19 protein-coding genes are annotated in these 19770 nt (G+C 71.7%); 11 read left to right on the top strand and 8 right to left on the bottom strand.

The window, feature by feature from the left end:
- Positions 1-136: 136 nt before the first annotated feature.
- The 3 genes from ACFSZT_RS08135 to ACFSZT_RS08125 all read right to left on the bottom strand — a co-directional run bounded on the left by ACFSZT_RS08135 (position 137) and on the right by ACFSZT_RS08125 (position 2801).
- Entirely contained in the window at positions 137-1480 is a 1344-nt protein-coding gene (locus ACFSZT_RS08135; protein WP_377388510.1) for an MFS transporter, read from the bottom strand.
- Between the two features lie 36 nt (positions 1481-1516).
- The gene (locus ACFSZT_RS08130; protein WP_377388508.1) at positions 1517-1951 is read right to left on the bottom strand and encodes a MarR family winged helix-turn-helix transcriptional regulator; all 435 of its coding nucleotides are present in this window, start codon (positions 1949-1951) and stop codon (positions 1517-1519) included.
- 61 nt (positions 1952-2012) lie between these two features.
- Positions 2013-2801: an isocitrate lyase/PEP mutase family protein gene (locus tag ACFSZT_RS08125; protein ID WP_377388506.1), complete on the bottom strand. Its 789-nt coding sequence runs from the start codon at positions 2799-2801 to the stop codon at positions 2013-2015.
- A 65-nt stretch (positions 2802-2866) separates the two neighbouring features.
- On the opposite strand from ACFSZT_RS08125, the gene ACFSZT_RS08120 reads away from it, so the two are divergent.
- On the top strand, positions 2867-3571 hold the full coding sequence (locus tag ACFSZT_RS08120; RefSeq protein ID WP_377388504.1) for an ArsR/SmtB family transcription factor: 705 nt from the start codon (positions 2867-2869) through the stop codon (positions 3569-3571).
- On the opposite strand, the gene ACFSZT_RS08115 is transcribed toward ACFSZT_RS08120, so the two are convergent.
- A complete protein-coding gene (locus ACFSZT_RS08115; RefSeq protein ID WP_377388502.1) occupies positions 3564-5018 on the bottom strand; it encodes an NCS2 family permease in 1455 nt (484 codons plus the stop codon). The genes ACFSZT_RS08120 and ACFSZT_RS08115 overlap by 8 nt on opposite strands.
- A 94-nt stretch (positions 5019-5112) precedes the next feature.
- On the opposite strand from ACFSZT_RS08115, the gene ACFSZT_RS08110 reads away from it, so the two are divergent.
- Both ACFSZT_RS08110 and ACFSZT_RS08105 read left to right on the top strand, forming a co-directional pair.
- Positions 5113-5337 (top strand): DUF2530 domain-containing protein, encoded by a 225-nt coding sequence (locus ACFSZT_RS08110; protein WP_377478207.1) that lies wholly within the window; start codon positions 5113-5115, stop codon positions 5335-5337.
- Positions 5338-5390: 53 nt separating this feature from the next.
- Positions 5391-6230: an aldo/keto reductase gene (locus ACFSZT_RS08105; protein WP_377388498.1), complete on the top strand. Its 840-nt coding sequence runs from the start codon at positions 5391-5393 to the stop codon at positions 6228-6230.
- Here the strand turns inward: ACFSZT_RS08105 and ACFSZT_RS08100 are convergent.
- Both ACFSZT_RS08100 and ACFSZT_RS08095 read right to left on the bottom strand, forming a co-directional pair.
- On the bottom strand, positions 6227-9067 hold the full coding sequence (locus tag ACFSZT_RS08100; protein ID WP_377388496.1) for a sacsin N-terminal ATP-binding-like domain-containing protein: 2841 nt from the start codon (positions 9065-9067) through the stop codon (positions 6227-6229). The two genes, ACFSZT_RS08105 and ACFSZT_RS08100, sit on opposite strands and share 4 nt — an antisense overlap.
- Complete coding sequence (locus tag ACFSZT_RS08095) at positions 9045-9827, bottom strand: DUF3027 domain-containing protein (RefSeq protein WP_377388494.1); 783 nt, start codon at positions 9825-9827, stop codon at positions 9045-9047. The genes ACFSZT_RS08100 and ACFSZT_RS08095 overlap by 23 nt, the downstream gene beginning before the upstream one ends.
- Before the next feature lie 83 nt (positions 9828-9910).
- Here ACFSZT_RS08095 and ACFSZT_RS08090 point away from each other — a divergent pair, with 83 nt between their 5' ends.
- The 3 genes from ACFSZT_RS08090 to ACFSZT_RS08080 are packed head-to-tail and all read left to right on the top strand — an operon-like array spanning position 9911 to position 13023.
- Positions 9911-10663, top strand: a complete 753-nt coding sequence (locus ACFSZT_RS08090) for a glutaminyl-peptide cyclotransferase (RefSeq protein ID WP_377388592.1) — start codon at positions 9911-9913, stop codon at positions 10661-10663.
- Positions 10664-10704: 41 nt separating this feature from the next.
- On the top strand, positions 10705-12522 hold the full coding sequence (locus ACFSZT_RS08085; RefSeq protein ID WP_377388492.1) for an MFS transporter: 1818 nt from the start codon (positions 10705-10707) through the stop codon (positions 12520-12522).
- A gap of 9 nt (positions 12523-12531) precedes the next feature.
- Positions 12532-13023, top strand: a complete 492-nt coding sequence (locus tag ACFSZT_RS08080) for a DUF2771 family protein (protein ID WP_377388490.1) — start codon at positions 12532-12534, stop codon at positions 13021-13023.
- A gap of 45 nt (positions 13024-13068) precedes the next feature.
- On the opposite strand, the gene ACFSZT_RS08075 is transcribed toward ACFSZT_RS08080, so the two are convergent.
- On the bottom strand, positions 13069-13455 hold the full coding sequence (locus ACFSZT_RS08075) for a cold-shock protein (RefSeq protein ID WP_377388590.1): 387 nt from the start codon (positions 13453-13455) through the stop codon (positions 13069-13071).
- Positions 13456-13616: 161 nt separating this feature from the next.
- On the opposite strand from ACFSZT_RS08075, the gene ACFSZT_RS08070 reads away from it, so the two are divergent.
- On the top strand, positions 13617-13850 hold the full coding sequence (locus ACFSZT_RS08070) for a hypothetical protein (protein ID WP_377388488.1): 234 nt from the start codon (positions 13617-13619) through the stop codon (positions 13848-13850).
- On the opposite strand, the gene ACFSZT_RS08065 is transcribed toward ACFSZT_RS08070, so the two are convergent.
- Positions 13816-14442, bottom strand: coding sequence for an HAD family hydrolase (locus ACFSZT_RS08065; protein ID WP_377388486.1), 627 nt, complete (start codon positions 14440-14442; stop codon positions 13816-13818). The genes ACFSZT_RS08070 and ACFSZT_RS08065 overlap by 35 nt on opposite strands.
- Positions 14443-14525: 83 nt before the next feature.
- Between ACFSZT_RS08065 and ACFSZT_RS08060 the strand changes: the two genes are divergently transcribed.
- The 4 genes from ACFSZT_RS08060 (at position 14526) to ACFSZT_RS08045 (ending at position 18999) form a co-directional block, all read left to right on the top strand.
- Entirely contained in the window at positions 14526-15116 is a 591-nt protein-coding gene (locus ACFSZT_RS08060) for a TetR family transcriptional regulator (protein ID WP_377388484.1), read from the top strand.
- 12 nt (positions 15117-15128) lie between these two features.
- Positions 15129-16094: a R2-like ligand-binding oxidase gene (locus tag ACFSZT_RS08055; RefSeq protein ID WP_377388482.1), complete on the top strand. Its 966-nt coding sequence runs from the start codon at positions 15129-15131 to the stop codon at positions 16092-16094.
- Positions 16095-16135: 41 nt separating this feature from the next.
- Entirely contained in the window at positions 16136-17173 is a 1038-nt protein-coding gene (locus ACFSZT_RS08050) for an ion channel (protein WP_377388480.1), read from the top strand.
- A 722-nt stretch (positions 17174-17895) separates the two neighbouring features.
- Positions 17896-18999, top strand: coding sequence for an HNH endonuclease signature motif containing protein (locus tag ACFSZT_RS08045; protein WP_377478205.1), 1104 nt, complete (start codon positions 17896-17898; stop codon positions 18997-18999).
- Positions 19000-19770: the final 771 nt, after the last annotated feature.

The raw sequence follows: 19770 nt of genomic DNA, 5'->3' as shown, positions 1-19770 counted from the left end.
ATGAGGCCGCCTCGCCCAGCGGGGTGGCCTCACCGCAGGGCTCCGGACAGGAACGAGGCCCCGACCGGTTCCCGGCCGGGGCCTCGTCCGTTCCCGAACTGACTGCCGCTCCCACCACGAAGCGACGCCTCTGAGGTTAGCCTAACCTCAGCTCCCCTCGCAAGGGGTTCCGCCGAGCGCGGTACAGAACCAGCGCGCACACCACCGCGGCGACGGCCGCGATCGCGCCGCCGATATAGAACGGCGAGCGCCCACCGAACGTCTCGGCCATCCATCCGGTCATCATTCCGCCGAGCGGGTTGCCACCCATCAGCACCAGCACGTAAAGCCCCATCACCCGGCCGCGCATCTGCGGGCTGACCGACGTCTGCACCAGCGCGTTGGCCGTGTTGAGGAACGTGATCGTCGCCAGCCCCAGCGGCACCAGGGCGAGGCCGAACGCCAGGTACGTCGGCATGAACGCCGTCGCGAACTCCAGCACCCCGAGTGCGAACGCCGACACCAGCAGCAGCCGCATCGTCGGCTTGCGCCTGCTGCCGCGCCGGGCCGAGGCCAGCGCACCGGTGAATGTGCCCACCGCGAGCAGAGTCGAGAGCATGCCGTAGCCGTCGGCCTCCGTGCCGAACACGTTGCCCGCCACGACCGCCAGCGACGTGAAGAACGTGATGCCGAAGGTGCTGACGAAGAACACCAGCGCCATCACGGTCACCAGGTCGGAGCGGCCGCGCACGTAGCGCAGGCCCTCCCGGAGCTGGCCCTTGCCGCGCGCGACGCCGGGCTCCCGGTAGAGCTCGGCGGCCCGCATCATCGCCAGGCCGCCGATGACGGCGAGCGTGGTCACGGCGTTCGCGATGAACAACCAGCCCTCGCCGACCGCCACGATCGCGAAGCCGGCGACGGCGGGTCCGACGATGCGCGCCATGTTGAAGATCGAGGAGTTCAGCGCGACGGCGTTGGCCACCTGGTCCTTGCCGACCATCTCGGCCACGAACGACTGCCGGGTCGGCACCTCCAGCGCCGACAACGTGCCGAGCACGAAACACAGCAGGTAGACGTGCCACAGCTCGGCCACGCCTGACAGGTCGAGCACACCGAGGACGACCGCCTGCACCAGCGTGCCCGTCTGGATGGCGATGAGCAGCTTGCGCTTGTCGGCGCGGTCGGCGAGCACGCCCGCCCACAGCGAGAGCAGCAGCGTCGGCGTGAACTGCAGGGCGACCGCGACGCCCAGCGCGACCGGGTCGTGGCCGCTGAGCGTGAACACCAGCCAGTCCTGGGCGATGCGCTGCATCCAGGTGCCGACGTTGGAGATGATCTGCCCGGAGAAGAAGAGCCGGTAGTTGCGGACCCGCAGCGAGGAGAACATGCCCCGCGCGGGACGGCCGTCCGACGCCTGGCGGGACGGCAGTGGTGTACGGCGGGTTCGCGGAATAGCGTCCGATGTCGATCGTCCCTGAGCTGCGCTATCCGTGACAGTCACGCCGTGTTGTCGCCTCCCGTGAACGACGGGCCGGACCTAGCCTTGACCCGCCATTCGCTCGATGATCTCGGCGGCTCTGGAGAGCACCTCGCGCTCCTCGCCGCTCAGATCCGCCAGTTTTCCGTCGAGCCAGGCCTCTCGGACCGAGATCGTCGCGTGCACGTACTCCAGGCCCCGGTCGGTGATCGTCACGATGGCCTGCCTGCCGTCGGTCGGATGCGGTGTCCGCTCGACGTAGCCTGCCGACTCGAGCGCGGCGATCACGCGCGTCATCGACGGTGGCTGCACGCCTTCCTTCGCCGCGAGCTTGCCCGGAGTCATCGCGCCGCACTTGTGCAGCGTGGAGAGCGCGGAGATCTGGGTCAGCGAGAGGTCCTCGCTGGTTCGTTGTGCCCGGAGTCTGCGATTCAGCCTGACCACGGCCAGCCGCAGGCGACTCGCCAGAGACTGATTCTCGACAGACGTGGACACTTGCTTAGCTTACCTTACGATCCCGCCCGACCTGCACCGTCGGTGAGCCAGACAACCCAATTTACCGACAAAGCGACTGGATGTCGGCGTAGGACGGGACCGGGCCGGCCGGGCTCGCCCCCGCCCGGATCGCCTCGGCGGCGGCCACGGTCGCGCCGACGGCGGCCCGCAACAGCAGCGAGCCGGTGCTGACCCGCCGGACCCCGAGGGCCGCCAGCTCGGGCACCGTCCGCTCACCCGGCAGGTACAGCACGTTGAGCGGCAGCGAGACGCCGACGAGCAGCGCGGGCAGGTCGGGAATGCGGCCCGGTACGAAGATCCCGTCAGCGCCGGCCTGGCGATACCGGTGCGCCCGGTCGAGCGTGGGCGCGAGGTCGCCGGTGTCCACGCCGAGCCAGTAGGTGTCGATGCGTGCGTTGACGAACAACTCGGGCACGCGGTCCTTCACGGCCCGGATCGCCTCGGCCTGCCGGCCGGGGTCGGCGAGCGTCCGCCCGGCGCGGCCGTCCTCCAGGTTGATGCCGACCGCCCCGAGCCCGGCGAGGGTCTCGGCGAGGTCGGCCACCTCCGCCGGATCGTCACTGAAGCCGCCTTCGACGTCCACGGTCAGCAGGCACGGCAGCCCGGTGAGCCGCCGGACGAGCGCGACCGTCTCCTCGCGGGTACGGCCCTGCCCGTCGGGCAGGCCGTGCGCGGCGGCGACCCCGAGGCTCGTGGTGCCGATCGCGCGGAACCCGGCCGCCACGAGGGCCGCGGCGCTGACGTGGTCCCAGGCGTTGGGCAGCAGCAGCGGTTCGGTGGCGTGGTGCAGGGCGCGGAACTCGGTGAACGGGTCGTGGTGTGTGCTCATGGGCGCGACGCTAGGGCGGTGACGGTTCGGCGCCGGCCGAACCGTCGGCGGGCAGAATCGGTGAGGTGTCCCGTTCCGCCGACGTCGCCGCCCTCGCCGGGCTGCTCGCCGATCGCACCCGGGCGAGCTTCTGCCTCGCGCTGCTGGACGGCCGTGCGTGGACGGCCGGCGAGCTCGCCGCCCTCGCCGGGGTCTCCCCGTCCACGGCGACCGGGCACCTGGGCAAGCTCGTCGCCGGTGGCCTGCTGGTCGAGCGACGGCAGGGCAGACACCGCTACGTGCAGCTCGCGGACCCGGGCGTCGCTGAGCTCGTCGAGCGTCTCGCCGCGCAGGTCGAGCCGGCACCACGCGCACCGGCGACGCTACGGGCGTCCCGTGCCGCCGAGGCGCTCGCCCGGGGCCGCACCTGCTACGACCACCTGGCGGGCAGGCTCGGCGTCGCCGTCACCGACGCGCTCGCCCACCGCGGCCTGCTCGACGACTCCGGCGGCTTCGCGCTGACGCGAGAGGGCATCGCGTGGTTCACCGGACCGCTCGGCGTGCCCGCCGAGCGCCTGCGGGGCAGCCGCAGGCCGCTGGCCAGGGCGTGCCTGGACTGGACCGAACGCCGCTCGCACCTGGCCGGGCTGGCCGGGGCGCTGCTCTGCGAGCACCTGCTGGAGCGCGCGTGGGTCAAGCGCATCGGCTCGGACCGCGCCGTCGCGGTCACCCCGGCCGGGGCGACGGCGTTGCGAGACCTGCTCGGCCTCGACGCCGACGCGATCAGCTGAGCGCGTCCTGGATCGGCCCGATCGCGAAGTACACCACGAACGCCGCCGCGACCACCCACATCAGCGGGTGGACCTTGCGGGCCCGGCCGGTGGCCGCCTGCAGCACGACGTAGCTGACGAAGCCCGCGCCGATGCCGTTGGAGATCGAGTAGGTGAACGGCATGACGACGATCGTCAAGAACGCGGGCAGGGCGAGGGCGAAATCGCGGAAGTCGATCTCCGTGACCTGCCTGATCATCAGCGCACCCACGATCACCAGCGCGGGCGCGGCCGCCTCGATCGGCACGACCTCGTACAGCGGGGTGAAGAACATCGCCGCGATGAACAGCAGGCCCGTGACGACGTTGGCCAGACCGGTGCGCGCGCCGTCGGCGATACCGGCGGCCGACTCGACGTAGACGGTGTTGGAGCTGGCCGACGCGGCACCACCGGCGACCGCGCCGAGGGAGTCGACGAACAGGCCCTTGCCGACGTTCGGCAGCTTGCCGTCCTTGTCGGCCAGGCCCGCCTCCCGGCCGAGGCCGGTCATCGTGCCGATCGTGTCGAAGAAGTCGGTGAGCACCAGGCTGAACACCAGCAGCGCGGCCGTGATCGCGGGCACCTGTACCCAGGCGTCGAAGTTGACCTGGCCGAGCAGCGAGAGGTCCGGCAGGCCGAAGATGTCGTCGGGCAGCGCCGGGTAGCCGTAGGCCCAGCCGGTGTCGGGTGCGTCCGCCGAGGTGCCCGCGCCCACGATCGCCTCGATGACGATGGCCAGCACCGTCCCGAACAGGACGCCGAGGAGGATGCCGCCCTTGACGTTCCGCGCGACGAGCACGGCCATCACGATCAGGGTCGCGACGAACACGGCGGTCGGCCACGACGCGATCGACCCGCCGATGCCGAGCTGCACCACGGTGCCGTCGCCCGGCCGCACGAATCCGGCGTCCACCAGGCCGATGAGCGCGATGAACAGGCCGATACCAACGGCGATCCCGGCCTTGAGGGCCTGCGGCACGGCGTTGAACACCATCGTGCGCACGCCGGTGACCACGAGCAGCAGCACGACGATGCCGTTGACGAGCACGAGCCCCATCGCGGCCGCCCAGCTCATCTGGGGCGCGATCGTGAAGGCCACGAGGGCGTTGATGCCGAGCCCGGCGGCGAGCGCGAACGGGAAGTTCGCCACGACGCCCATGAGGATCGTCAGCACACCGGCCACCAGCGCGGTGACGGCGGCGACCTGCGGCACGCCGAGGATGGCGCCGGTCGCGTCGGTCTTGGCGCCCGGGTCGTCGGGGCTGAAGCTGCCGAGGATGAGCGGGTTGAGCACGATGATGTAGGCCATCGCGACGAAAGTGACCAGCCCGCCGCGGACCTCCCTGCCCACGCTCGAACCGCGCTCGCTGATCTTGAAGAACCGATCGAGCGCGGGTCGCGTCGCCTTCTCGGTGCTCGCCTGAGCCACTTGTCACCTACCTCGCGTCGAATGTGGCAGCGGTAGCCTGTCCCACGTGGACCAAGCCAGCAACTCCCCCGGCGTTACAGGACAGTTTCGTCCGGTGCCGGATCTGCCGAAGCCTCTGGTGGGCCTGTGGGCTCCCGTGGGCGTCGGCACCGTGCTCTGGTTCGTCGCCTTCGTGATCATGTTGTTGACAGGCGTCGAGGGCATCTGGCTCTGGACGACGCTGGCCGGAGGCGGGCTCGGTTTCGTGGGCTTCGGCATCATCGCATGGCAGGCCGCCGCGTCCCGCCGCGGCTCGCGTGGAGCGCAGCGCGGGCTCTGAGGTCCGGGCCGCCGGTGGCCCGGCGCCGACGAGCGAGAGGCGGAGACCAACACGTGACGACCACTGTGTTCCGGATCGGCGGGGAACGGCTGGTGCGCCGGCTCGGGTTCGGGGCCATGCGCTTGCCGACCCAGCCCGGGCCGGCCAGGGAGACCTCGATCGCGCTCGCCCGCCGGGCCGTCGAGCTGGGCGTCACCCTGATCGACACGGCGTACATGTACGGCTGGGGAGCCAACGAGGAACTCCTGGCCGAAGCCCTGTACCCGTATCCGGACGAGGTGCTCGTCACCACGAAGGTCGGCATCGCGCGCTCGGGCCCGCCGGACGAGTGGAGGCACGACGGACGGCCGGCCGCCCTGCGCGAGCAGGTCGAGCAGGCCCTGCGTCGGCTGCGCGTCGAGCGGATCGAGCTGCTGCAGCTGCACCGCATCGACCCCAGGACGCCGCTCGCCGACCAGCTCGGCACGCTGCGAGACCTGCGGGCCGAGGGCAAGATCGCCCGGATCGGACTGTCCGAAGTCGATGTCGACCAGCTGAAGCAGGCACGCGAGATCGTCGACATCGCCAGCGTGCAGAACCGCTACAACCTCCTCGACCGCGGGCACGCACCCGTGCTCGCCGCCTGTGAGCAAGCCGGGATCGCATTCCTGCCGTGGCGCCCGACCGCGTGGGAGGACTCGCGGGCGGGAGCCGAGGTCGCCGCCGTGGCGGCGGAACTCGACGCCACGCCCGCCCAGGTCGCCCTCGCCTGGCTGCTCGGCCACTCGCCGGTCGTCCTCCCGATCCCGGGCACCGCCCGGATCGACCACCTGGAGGAGAACCTCGCCGCGGAAGGTCTGCACCTGCCCCCGGCCCACCGCGAACGGCTCGACCGGCTGTCCGAACCCGCCTAACCGAGCAGCACCCTCGGATCCGGGTCGTCCAGCAGTGCGGCGACCACCGCGCGCCGGCCCCACATCCTCGCCGCCCAGGCGAACGCCCGCGCCAGCCCGCCGGATGTGTCGGCGGCGTGCAGGGCGCCGTCGAACCACCACGGCACCGGATGTCCTCCGACGGTGAGCTTCTCGTGCACGAACACGCCACCCCGCGGCACCGGCACGCCCAGCATCCCGGCGACCTCGACGGCCGCGGGCAGGTCGGCCCACGCCGCGAACTCCCCCTCGCTGCCGACCTCGGCCGTGGTCTCGTCACCGGCGAGCGGCAGGTCGAGCACGTCGGCGAGCTGGGCCGCCTGGTCGTAGCTCGGCAATGCCACGAGCCGCTCGGGCGGCCACACCCCGAGCAGCCACGGCGCGTCCAGCACCACGGCGTCGGCGGCGTCGACCACGGACCCGTCGAGTGCGCGGACCCGCTCCGGCGGGTCGAAGCGCTCGACCTCGTCCGGGTTCAGCGCGGCGAGTGCCGCGTGCGCGCGCAGGACCAGCCCGGCAGGCACGCTGCGCCCGGGGTCGGCGAGCCGTGCGCACAACGCCGCGGCGTCCTCCGCCCCGGACACCGTGAGCTCCGCCCGGACCCCGACCGCCGCGAGCAGCTCCGGTGACAGCCCGACGTCCGGCACCGGGTCGTACAGCCCCGCGAGGTGATCGGCGTCGGGCAGCCGCCACTCGCCCGGTGCACGCCCGGCCAGCAGCGCGAACCGAGCCAGCCACCACGGCGTGTGGCCGCCGGGTGCGCTCAGCGCCCGCCACGTCTCCGGCCGCGCCGCCAGCAGGCGCACCGCGGCGGGCCAGGCGTCGTCGGCCACCAGGTCGAGGTCCCGCACGGCGAGCACCCGGGCGGGGGGCTCGGGCAGAGCGTCCCACCACTCCTGCTCGTCGGGGAGGTCGTGGCGGGGTTCCGCGGGCTCCTCGTCGTCCACCACGGCGAACGTGTCGAGCACGCCGATGCCGGTCAGCACGTCGGCATCCCACCGTGTGGCGAAGCGGTCGTCCAGCACGTCGAGCGGGCCGTCGTCGCCGAGCGCCTCCGGGTCGAGTACGTCGAGCAGCGCGGCATCGGGCAGCACGAGCTCGTCGGCCCGGCGCCAGCCGCTGCGCGAGGGAAGCGCCAGCGCGCCGAGCCCTTCGGCGTTCGCCCGGCCGGCCAGGACGAGGACGGCCTCCACGAGCGGCATGACGTCCACACCGGACAGTGCGTCCTCGACGCTGCGGTCGACGGCGTCGCGCAGCGCGGGTGCGGCCAGCAGGTCGCCGGCACCGGCCCGCGTCGCGCCGAGCCGTTCGAGCAACGGATGGGCGGCCTCGGGGTGCACGACGTGCAGGCCGACGACGTCGAGATCGGTGACCTTCTCCACGGCCGGGTCGTCCCGGTCGAGCAGCAGCGCGCCCCGGGGGCCGGGCACGGTTCGGCCGTCGGCCAGGGCCACGGGCAGCGCGCCGAGCTCCTCGACGGCGATCTCCCGCTCCTGCACGGCCGCGAACAGCGCGTCGGACAGCTCCCACCACCACGCCGGTGCGCGGTCGATGCCGGTGACCGCGTCGACCACAGCGGCCACACCGACCGTGGTCGCGCCCACGGTCGCCAGCACGCGCGCGGCCTCGGCACCGCACAGCGGCGCTGCCGCCAGGCCGGGGACGACGTCGGCGAGCAGCTCGACGAGCCGGGCCGAGCCGATCGCCACCACCCGCGCCCGCTCGCCGCCCAGCTCGCCACCGGCCGCGGCGGGCACCCACGGCTCACGTTCCAGCGCGCGGGTCACCGACTCCCGCAGCAGAGCGTCCACCTCGGACAGTGGGAACCGGGCAGGCGGGACCAGCGCGAGCCGGTGCTCGGCAGGCACGCGGCGGACCAGCCCGGGGTAAGCCCTCGCCGCCGCGTCCAGCGCCTCGCGAGTGGCCTCGCCCGCGAGGACGCGGCGGCGCGACGGCTCTACCGGCACCGGCGCGAGCAGCCGCGCGGGCAGCGAGAGCCGCTCGTCGGTCGGGGTCGGCGTGTGCAGCACGTCCTGCTCCACCGGCCGCGGCACCGTCTCCTCGTCCACCGGGACAGCCCACACGTAGCCGTTTTCGCTGTGGGTGAGCCAGCGCGTCCGGCCGTCCGGGGCGGCCAGCTCGACGCACCCGTCCTCTGCTGACCGCGTCCACCGCTGCCCGGCCACGTCGATCGCCGCCAGCCACGGCAGGGCGAGCAGCAGGTCGGGAACCTCGGTGGCGATGCGGGCGAGCACGTCGGCGGCGTCCACACCGGACCGCAGCGGCAACCGGACTTCGGTGTCGAACCCGTCCGGCAGCGGCGGTTCGCCGGCGGGCAAGGGCCACGGCAGCCGCAGTATCGGCACGTCGGCCGTTCGTCCCGCGGCCCGGCGCGTGCGCTGTTCGGAGAAGGCGACGCCGCCGGTGCGCGACACGATCCGGGGCTCCGACGTCACGGCCAGCACGGCGGCGAAGCCGACCCCGAACCGGCCGACCGTGCCCTCGCGCTTGGCGGAAGCACGCAACGACGACAGCGCGGCCACACCGGCGTCGTCCAGGGGCGCACCGGTGTTGGCGACGCGCAGTTCTCCGTCCACAACGGACACGCGAACGTGCCCCGGCGTGCCCGCCGCGGCGGCGGCGTCCGCCGCGTTCTGGGCCAGCTCGACGAACAGCCGGTCGCGGTAGCCGCCGACCCGCAGGTCGCGCTCGGTGTTGGTGTCCTCGGTGAAGCGCGTCGGCGAGTCCTGCCAGGCCCGCAGGACGGCCGCGCGCAGCCGGTCCGCGCCGAACGGCTCAGGACTCGGCGGGCTGCTCACCGGTCGCGGGTTCCATGTCGAGCAGCGAGTCGTCGTAGACCAGTTCGGCGACCGGCACCGACGGTGTCACCTCGACCTCGACCTCGGAGTGGGCGCCGCAGCCGTACTCGGCGTGCACGACGTGCCCGTCGGCGGGGGCGAACTCGTTGCCGCACACCCCGAACGCCGCTCGCAGCGAGCCGCCGAGCTCGAGGTAGAAGCCACACGTCCCGCACGTGGCGGGAGCGCTGCGGGCCATGTCCGAACGCGGGCCGAACTCGCCCCGGTGCCAGCGCGCCGCCGCTTGCTCGCGGCCGTAGCGCGACATCACGTGGAGGCGGCCGAGGCCCAGCTCGTGCGAGGTCTGCGTGACCACCGGGTCGTCGCTGTCGAGGTAGGCGGGCACGAGCCGCACGTCGTCGCGTTCGGGCGGGAACAGGTCGCCGACCCCGAGGTCGCCCGGCCGCACCCGGCGCTCCCAGGGCACCCAGGCGGGCGCCACCAGCGCGTCCCGGCCCGGTCGCAACACGACCTCGCTGACCGTCACCGGCGCGTCGACGTCCGCGGTCGCCACGGTCACCGACCAACACCAGCCGCGGTAGCCCGGCAGGCGGGCCTCGAACAGGTGGGTGACCGACACGGCGTCCTCGTACTCGACACCGGCGTGCGCGCCGACGTTCTCCTCGCCCGCGTCCTCCACGGCGGCCTCGCGAGCGCGCTCGACCGCGTCGACCAGCTTCTGCCGGATGGCGCCGTCGTCGAGGGTGAGCAGCAACGTCATAAGCCCCCATTGTGCCGCACGGACAAGTGCGCGGTCGTGTCAGGCTTGCGGGCGTGAGACGAGTGCTGACTTTCCTCACGGCCATGGCGGCCATCACCGCCTGCGGAGCCGGGGCGCCGAGCGGGCCTGCTGCCCAGCCCGAGCGGCTGCGCGTCCAGGTCGTCGCCGAGCTGCCCCACGACCCGAAGGCGTTCACGCAGGGCCTGGAGTTCGCGGGCGACACGCTCTACGAGGGCACCGGGCTGGTCGGGCGCTCGACGCTGCGCGCCGGGCCCGCCGGCGGCCCGCCGAGGGTCACCGTGTCGCTGCCCGAACCGCTGTTCGGGGAGGGCATCACCATCGCCGGGCCGCGGGTCTGGCAGCTGACCTGGCGCAACGGCATCGCGATCGAACGCGACCCGCACACCCTCGCCGAGCGGCGCCGCGTCGAGTACGAGGGCGAGGGCTGGGGGCTGTGCCACCAGGAGCACGGTGACCGGCTCGTCATGAGCGACGGGACCGCGCGGCTGACCTTCCGCGATCCGGCCACGTTCGCCGAGACGGGGTCGGTCACGGTCACCGACGGCGGGATCGCGGTCACCGAGCTCAACGAGCTCGAGTGCGTGGGCCGGGACGTCTACGCCAACGTGTGGCAGACCGACGAGATCGTGCGCATCGACCCCCGCTCGGGCACCGTGACCGCGCGGATCGACGCCTCCGGCCTGCTCAGTCCGCAGGAGCAGCAGGACGCCGACGTGCTCAACGGCATCGCGGCCTACCCCGGAACGGACCAGTTTCTGCTCACGGGGAAGCTGTGGCCGAAGATGTTCCGGGTGAATTTGGTCCCGGTGGCCTGATCGCCCGACACGAGCCACCCCGAGTACGGCAGGATTGGTACATGCGTTCCGGCAGGAGGGGAAAGCGGAGGTGGACGCCCGAGCCCGGGGCGCACCAGCCGCCGGTGGGACGCACCCGCGACACGCCGCCGTCCGAGCCCGGGAAACGTCCCCGCGGCAACCCGCGGCCGACGCGGCCGTACCCGTCGGCCACACCGCCGCCGTCCACGCCGCCTGCCACGCCGCCACCCGGCCCGGGACCCACCGCGGACGACGCGCCGACCGGCGCCGTGCCCGTACAACCGCCACCGCACGCGGCGCCACCTCCCCGTGGCGCGCGGCCCTATCCCCCACGACAGCCGCGGCCGTGGGAGCAGCCACCACCTCGTGGTGACTACGAGCGCTACGACACCGGCGGATACGCGCCCGGCCAGTCCCGCGGGGGCCCACCGGAGGGCGACGAGCCCACTCGCGCCGAGCACGGCTTCGACGACGGCGCCAGCGGCCTGCCGCGCCTGCCGAAGAAGCTGACCGTCACCCGGGTCGCCGCACTGCGCGGACGTCAGCTCTCGGGCCAGGCCGTCGACGCCTTCCGCCGGGCCACCAAGGCCGACGGCGCCGACAAGTCCGGGCTCACGTCGCTGACCTACGCCGTCATGCTCAACTACGCCAGCGATGCCGCGATGGCCGTCGCGCTGGCCAACACTCTGTTCTTCGCCGCCAGCAGCGGGGAGAGCCGCGGCCGCGTGGCGCTGTACCTGCTGATCACCATCGCGCCGTTCGCGCTCGTGGCCCCGGTGATCGGCCCGGCGCTCGACAAGATCCAGCGTGGTCGCAGGCTCGCCATGTGCGTGGCCTCCGCCGGGCAGGCGCTGATGTGCGTGCTCATGGCACTGAACTTCGACAGTTGGGTGCTCTACCCCGCCGCGCTCGGCAAGATGGTGCTGTCGAAGTCGTTCATGGTGCTCAAGGCGGCGGTGACCCCGAGAGTCCTGCCGCCGGAGATCACGTTGTCCAAGACCAACGCACGGCTCGCCGTGTTCGGCCTCGCGGCCGGTGGGGTGTTCGGTGCGGTCGCCGCGGGCATCAACTCGCTCTTCGGTTCCCCGGGTGCGCTCTTCTACACGGGTGCGATCTGTGTCGTGGGCGCCGTGCAGGCCATGCGCATTCCGGCGTGGGTGGAGGTGACCGAGGGCGAGGTGCCCGCCGCCCTGACCCAGCGCACGCCGGAACGCAAGAAACGCCAGCCGATGGGCAGGCACGTCGTGATCGCGTTGTGGGGCAACGGAACCATCCGCGTCCTCACAGGCTTCCTGATGATGTTCGCGGCGTTCGCGGTGAAGGCGCAGACCGAGAGCGGGGACTACAGCCCGTTCGTGCAGCTGCTGTTGCTGGGCATCATCGGCGCGGCCGCCGGCGCGGGCGGCTTCCTCGGCAACGCGCTCGGCTCACGCATGCACTTCGGCAAGCCGGACCAGGTGATCCTCGCCTGCGTCGCGGCCACGCTGGCGTCCACGATCCTGGCCGCGGTGCTCGCCGGGCTGGCCACCGCCGCCGTCGTGGGTCTCGTCGGCGCCACGGCCAGTGCGCTCGCGAAGAACTCGCTCGACGCCGTGATCCAGCACGACATGCCCGAGGAGTCGCGCGCGTCCGCGTTCGGCCGCTCGGAGACCGTGCTGCAGCTGGCGTGGGTGTTCGGCGGCGCGGTCGGGCTGCTGCTGCCGCCCACGTACTGGATCGGCTTCCTGGTGGTGTCGATCCTGCTCGCACTGGGGCTCGCGCAGACGTGGCTCGTGCGCAAGGGCACGTCGTTGATCCCCGGGCTCGGCGGTGACCGCCCGCTACGCCCCGATCCCGCCACCGCGGCACGCAGACCGTAATCTGCCGATATGCGACGAGCGGTAGGAGCTTTGCTGGCGGGTGCGGCGGTCACGGTGGCCGGGTGTTCGGCACCACCGGATCCGGCGATCACCTTCTATGCCGACGGCGAGACGGCACACGCCGAGCCGCTCATCTACTGCGACGCACTGCTCAGGGAATGTGACGAGGGCGCCGAACCCGTGCGGCTGAAGGTCCGCCCAGGCAGGCCGGTCCAGGTGTCGCTGCCCGCCGACGTCTCGGAAACCCCGTGGGCGCTCAACGTCCAGTACCGCACGCCGGACGGCAGGCAGCCGTTGCGGCAGCAGGTTTTCACCAACGGCAAGCAGCACGCGTACACCGTGACGCCCCCGTCGCCGGATCACCAGGTGCTGGTGGTGGAGATCCAACAGCTCGGTGCGGCCTACGCGGCCGACGAGCGGGGCAACCCGATCGTCGACGAGAACGGGCAGCCCCAGCTCGTGGTCCGCGGGGTGTGGTCGCTGCAGGTGGACCCGGCCTGAGCCGGACCGCCGAGTGGTGAGCCTCGCCGGTGGAGCCGGGTCTCGTTACGGGTCGAGGTCCCGCGCCACGGCGCGCATGACCTCCGCGATCCGCTTGACCTTCTTGCGATCGGGGTAGCGGCCGCGCCGGAGGTCGGGCTGCACCCGCATCTCCAGCAGCTTGATCATGTCCTCGATGAGGCCGTGCAGTTCCTCGGCCGGCCGCCGGCGCGCCTCGGCAACCGACGGCGGCGGGTCGAGCAGCCGGACCGAGAGAGCCTGCGGGCCCCGCCTGCCGTCAGCGACTCCGAACTCGAGTCGCTGCCCGGCCTTGAGAGCCTCCACACCCTGCGGCAGCGCGGATTTCCGGATGTAGACGTCCGCTCCGCCGTCTTGCGTGACGAAGCCGAACCCCTTCTCCGCGTCGTACCACTTGACCTTGCCGGTCGGCACTGCCCTCACCCGTTCCTTCGCTACTCCAGCAACGGGACCGGCCGCCTCGCCGGCCCCGCACGACGAACGCGCCCCAGGTGCGTACCCAGGACGCGTGTTCATCAAGCCTATCTCGCCACACACCGTACGTACACAGACATTGCGCGTCCTAAGATGACGCCATGGAGACCGCCGCGCCGGACAAGACCGTGACCAGGGAAAGCAAGCCGTTGCTGATGCGGCTGGGTATCGGCCTGTTCGCCCTCGGCATGCTGGCCGTCGTCGTGGTGTTCGTGCTTTTCGCCGCCGGCTTTCAGGACCTCCCGGTATGGCTCTCCGTCGCCGCCGGCGTGATCACCCCGCTCGGCCTGGCGCTGGGGCTCATCTCACTCGTGCGCGAACACCGGGGTCGCTAGCCAGCCACTGCGGGAACCCCGCGAGCGAGTCGAGCACCACGTCGGCGCCCGCCTCGAGCAGTTCTTCGCGCGAGCACGGTCCGGTGAGCACACCCACCGCGATGGCGTCCGCCGCACGTGCGCCGAGCATGTCTCCGACGTGGTCGCCCACGTAGACGGACGCGCCGTGCTCGGTCAGCGCGGCCGCCTTCCCGGTCGCCCACAGGTCGCCCACCAAGGTGTCGACGGCGAGATCGAGGGCTTTGACGTGCAGCGCCGCGTTCGGCCCGTACTTGCCGGTGACCACAAGCGTGGTCCCGCCGTTGTCGCGCACGGCCTCGAGAGCCTCCGCGGCGCCGGGCAGCGCCACGGTCCGGGGCACGACCACCTCGGGGTAGATCTCGCGGAACCGCGCGACCAGCTCGGGAATCCGTTCCTCCGGCGCCTCGAAGCCGCGCAGCACGTGATCGAGCGGTGGACCTAGGTTGGCGGCGAAGTACTCACCGTCGAGCGCGAGTCCCGTCTCCGCTGCGAGCTGGTCCATGGCCGCGATCATGCCGGGCCGTGGGTCGATCAACGTCATGTCCAGGTCGAAGCCCACGCACATCCGCACCCTTCCACCGTAGCCGGTTTGACATGGCAGCCTTCGGTGTCCATGGACTTGACATGAGAGCGGTTTTGTGTCAAGCTGAGGATGTGTCGGAGGTCACCAGGTTCGGCCAGCGGGCCAAGGCGACGCTGCGTGAGCAACTGCTGAGCGCCGCCACCGACCTGCTCGCCGAGCGAGGCTACGCCCGGCTGCGGATGGCCGACGTCGCGGCCGCCGTCGGGGTGAGCAGGCAGACCGTCTACAACGAGTTCGGCACCAAGGCCGGCCTCGCCCAGGCCGTCGCACTGCGGACCATGGCCGAGTTCGCCGACGGGATCCAGCACCGGCTGGACAGCGCCGGCGACGTGGTGGCCGGCATCCACGACGCCGTCGCGTTCACCGTCGAGCACGCACGCGAGAACCGGCTCGTGGCAGCCGCCGTCGGCACCGAGACCGGCCAGGACCTGCTGCCGCTGCTCACCACCCGGGGCGAACCGGTGCTGCGGGTGGCCACCGAACTGGTCGGGACCTTTCTGCGCGACCGGCTGCCTGCGCTCGCCGAGCCGGAGGCCGTGGCCGAGACCGTGTCCCGGCTGGTGCTGAGCTACCTGGTGCTGCCCGCGCCGCCCACGGAGACCGTGGCCACGCGCGTGTCCGCGGTCGCCTCGGCACTGATCGCAAGGTCCACAACGGAGTGAACGGAGAACAGCATGACCGGAACCGTGACGCCCCACCGTGAAGGATTCCAGTCCCTGCGCCGGGGCGGACTGAACTGGGACTCGTTCCCGCTGCGGCTGTTCGTCAAGGGTAACGCGAAGTTCTGGAACCCCGCCGACATCGACTTCGGCCAGGACGCCCGGGACTGGAGATCGCTGAGCGACGAGGAGCGCCGGGCCGCCACCTTCCTTTGTGCCCAGTTCATCGCCGGCGAGGAAGCCGTCACCGAGGACATCCAGCCGTTCATGCGGGCCATGGCCGCGGAGGGCAGGCTCGGCGACGAGATGTACCTGACGCAGTTCTGCTTCGAGGAGGCCAAGCACACCGAGGTCTTCCGGCGCTGGATGGACGCCGTCGGGCTCGACGACGATCTGCACCCCTACGTCGCGGAGAACCCGCACTACCGCACGCTGTTCTACGAGGAGCTGCCGCGATCGCTGCACCTGCTCGCGGACGACCCCAGCCCCGCCAACCAGGTCCGGGCGAGCGTGACCTACAACCACGTCATCGAGGGCTCCCTCGCCCTCACCGGGTACTACGCGTGGCAGAAGGTGTGCACGGGCCGCGGCATCCTGCCCGGGATGCGGGAACTCGTCCGCCGCATCGGGGACGACGAACGCAGGCACATGGCGTGGGGCACCTTCACCTGCCGCCGCCACGTCGCCGCCGACGACACGCTGTGGGACGTCGTGCAGCAGCGCATGGCCGAGCTGCTCCCGCACGCGCTCGGCATGATCGAGTGGGTGAACGCACAGCTCGACGGCGAGCCCTTCGGCATCAGCAACGACGAGTTCGTGACCTACGCGGCCGACCGCGCACAGCGGCGGCTCGGTGCCATCGAGTCGGCCCGGGGCGCGGACGTCGCCACCATCGATCTGGACCACACGCCGGAACGGCTCGAGGAGACCTTCGGCGAGGAGGACGAGAAGGCCTTCGCCGACACGGTCGCCGGACGCTGAGATCCGCGCCGGGCGCGGGCGCCGACCGGTAGTGTTTCGCCGTGCCGTTCTTCCTGTCGCGCCTTCTCGCCCTGCTCCTGGCGGGCCGCAGCTGGGCGACGCCGTTGGTGGTCATCGGGTTCGTCTTCGTGACCAGCTGGCCACTGCTCGCGCTTGCCGAACCCGCGGGCAGCGAACTGGTGCGGCCGGAGAACTACTGGTGGTACTTCGTCGTGACGGCCTCCACGGTCGGCTACGGCGACTTCTACCCGGAGACCGGCTGGGGGCACGTCGTCGGTGCGTATGTGATCGTCGGCGGCATCGTCGCGCTGACGACGGTGTTCACCAAGCTGGCTTCGGTGATCGAACGGGCGAGAGGGCGGCGGATGCAGGGAGCCATCACGGTGGACGACAGCGATCACGTCGTCCTCATCGGATACACGCCGGGCCGGACGGAACGGATGTTTCGCGAGGTGGTGGCCGACACCGACTCCCGGGTGGTGCTGTGCACGTGGGAGGAGGTGCCCACGCATCCGATGCCCGAGGAGCCGGTGCAGTTCGTGCGGGGCAACCCCGCCGACGCGGCGACCCTGCGCCGGGCCGGCGTCCATCGGGCGAGCACGGTGCTCGTCGACGCGCGGGACGACAACGAGGCGCTGGCCATCACCGTGACCGTCCGCCACGTCAACCCCAGTGCCCACCTCGTCGTCACGCTGCGGGATCTGGAGCGGTCGTCGCTGCTGCGCTACATCGACCCCGGCATCAGCACCGTCCAGTGGCACTCCCCACGCATGGTCACCGAGGAGCTGACCTCGCCGGGCATCGCGGAGGTGTACGCCGAGCTCATGACCTCCGGCGGCGCCAACACCTACTCGGTGACCCTGCCGGAGTCCGCCGCCCCGGTGCTCGTCGACCGCTGCCGCGCAGCACTCGGCAGGCGGCACGGCGCGACCTTGCTGGCCGCCCGCACCGGTGACGGGCTGCTCGTCAACCCGGACGGCGCCACCGAGCTGCCCGCCGGGGCGATGCTGTACTACGTCAGTGACACCCGGCTCACCGCGGAGGACGTCGCCGACGCACTCCGCGCGCCTGCGGGGTGATCGCCGGGCTCGGGGGTTGCCGGCCGGGCAGGTTGGTCGCCGCGTCTGCGGTCTGGGTAGCCGTGTCAACCGTTGGCGTCGCCGTGTCTGCCGTTCCGGTAGCCGTGTCTGCCGTTCCGGTAGCCGTGTCTGCCGTTCCGGTAGCCGTGTCCGCGGTCTGGGTCGCCGTGTCTGCGGTTGGTGTAGCCGTGTCTGCCGTTCCCGTCGCCATGTCCGGGTCTAGGTCGCCGTGTCTACGGTTGGCGTAGCCGTGTGTGCCGTTCCGGTAGCCGTGTCCGCCGTTGCGGTTGCCGTGCCAGCCGCCCGCGTCACCGCGTGACCGTGTCGGCCGCTGCCGTCGCCGTGTCTGCCGTTCCCGTCGGCGCGTTGGCCGTACCTGTTGCCACCTGTCGCCTGCCGTGGCAAATCTGTGGACGCTCTGGGTGCTGCCACTTCTCGCTGCGACTTTGGAAACCCGGCGAATGAGTTGGTCGAAATAGGCCGCGAATGGACTGTTCACACCGCCATTCTCCGGACTGTAGGCAATTGCCGTGGTTGCCGAGCTGCATTGGTGGTTGGGTTTCAAGCACGCCTTCGGCGCGCCGTGGGAAACTGCCGGTCCACGCATCACCTTGCTCTGTCTGATCACTAGCGGCAGTTCCCCACGGAACGGACCCGTGGTCACGTTCCGCTGTTTCTTGCTTCACCCGAATGATCTCGGATTTTTCGGTAGAATCGTTGGCATGGGGGAAACTTCTATTGAGCGCGTTCTGGAGCTGGAGCGGGAGATCGCTCGGCTTCAGGCTTTGCAAGCTCGGGCACTTGCTGACTATTCGACGCCTCGGGGTCATGCTGTCGATGTGGCATCCGAATTAGCGTTGGCGTTGTCGATCTCCGAGAATTCCGCGCGGATCAAGATGACGCTTGCGCGGGATTTGGTTTCCCGGCTGCCGAAAACGTTGGCTGCGATGTCGCGTGGCGAGATTGATGCCTACAAGGCGTCAAAGGTTGCCGGGCCGACGTCGGTGCTGTCCGATTCTCTGGCGCGGGAGGTTGATGCGGCGGTGGCGGATCGGCTGGCCGGGCGGGATCCGTCGTCGATTCGGCGGATGGTCAATCGCACGGTGCACAAGGTCGACCCGGACGGTGCGGCCGCCCGTGCGGAGAACCGGCGGCGAGAGCGTAAGGTCGAGCTGATGCACACCGACGACGCGATGGCGACACTCAGCGCCAACCTTCCTGCCGAAGTCGCCTCGGCCGCCTACGCCCGCATCGACCGGCGGGCCCGCGCGCTCCGGAACACCGGTGATCAGCGGACGATGGATCAGTTGCGGGCTGATGTGTTCGCCGATCTCCTGCTCGGCAACCATGCGGGCACACCAAGCGCGAAGGCAGAGATCTTCGTGCACGTCGACCTGGCGACCCTCGTCGGCCTGGCCAACAATCCCGGCGAACTCGCCGGACACGGTCCACTGCCCGCCCCGATCGCCCGGGCGATCGCCTTCGACCCCAAGTCCACCTGGCGCCGCATCATCACCGACCCCCGCACCGGCGCCCCGATCGACGTCGGCCGCGAACGCTACCGGCCACCAGCTGTCACCGCCGACCACGTCAAGATCCGCGACCGCGAATGCCGCTTTCCGACCTGCCATCGGCCCGCCCACTACAGCGACCTCGACCACGTCATCCCGAAACAACGCAACGGCGAAACAAACACCCGCAACCTCATCGGCCTCTGCCGCCGTCATCACCGCATCAAGCACACGCCCGGCTGGCAGTTCCACCTCACCGACACCGGCACCCTCCACATCACCACGCCGGCTGGGCACACGTATACGACGCCATAAGGTTCAGCGGAGTGCGCGTCGGTCGGGCCGTCGCTGAGTCGGCGTCGTTCGGTGTCCGCCATACCTGGCACCACCGCGACACAGCGACCGGAGCACATTGGCCGACCGGATCACGGGTGCACCAATCCTGGGAAGGACCGGCAGACCGACCCCACCGGCCGCGTCACCGCAACGCGCCCGATACGCCCCTGTGAGCCGCCCCTGGCCACGGCCGCAATCCAACCGGGTCACCGCCACAGAACGCCGCTCGGCCGGACCGCCGCAACCGCTCGGGCACGGCTGGCCCGAACGCCACGTCAGCTGCGTCGCCGCACCAGCCCGGCCGGCACCCCAGCCATGTCGCCGCATCCAGCACGAACGGATGGCTCGGCATCCGACGACCCGCGGCCCGGCCGTTCACCACGACAGGCAGAACCGCCGAGCCCATTCACAGCAGCCGCGTCGCCGCGCCAGCCCGGTCACGGCCCTCCGGGCCCGCCCCTCTCGCGAGATCTGACCGGCGGTGCACCACGGGCGCCCCATCGGGAGCCACTCCAGACTGCCATCGCGGGTAAGCCGCCGCTAGCCCCGCTACGTCCGCCAGGTCACCGGCCACGCCCGCCGGACCGCCACGGCCAGGTAGCCCTCGCCCGGCCGCCGGCGACCCGGCGGCCAGCCACCGGCAGCACGGGCCGTTCCACACCCGAGGTGCCAGCGGGCCAGCGCCGGACCGCCACGTCCCGACGGCGCACCACGGCCTGCCCGGCGGCCGCATCAGACCGCCACGCCGGG

The sequence above is a fragment of the Prauserella oleivorans genome (assembly GCF_042685745.1).
Taxonomy (GTDB): Bacteria; Actinomycetota; Actinomycetes; order Mycobacteriales; family Pseudonocardiaceae; genus Prauserella_A; species Prauserella_A oleivorans.
This window is presented reverse-complemented; position numbering and strand designations above follow the sequence as displayed.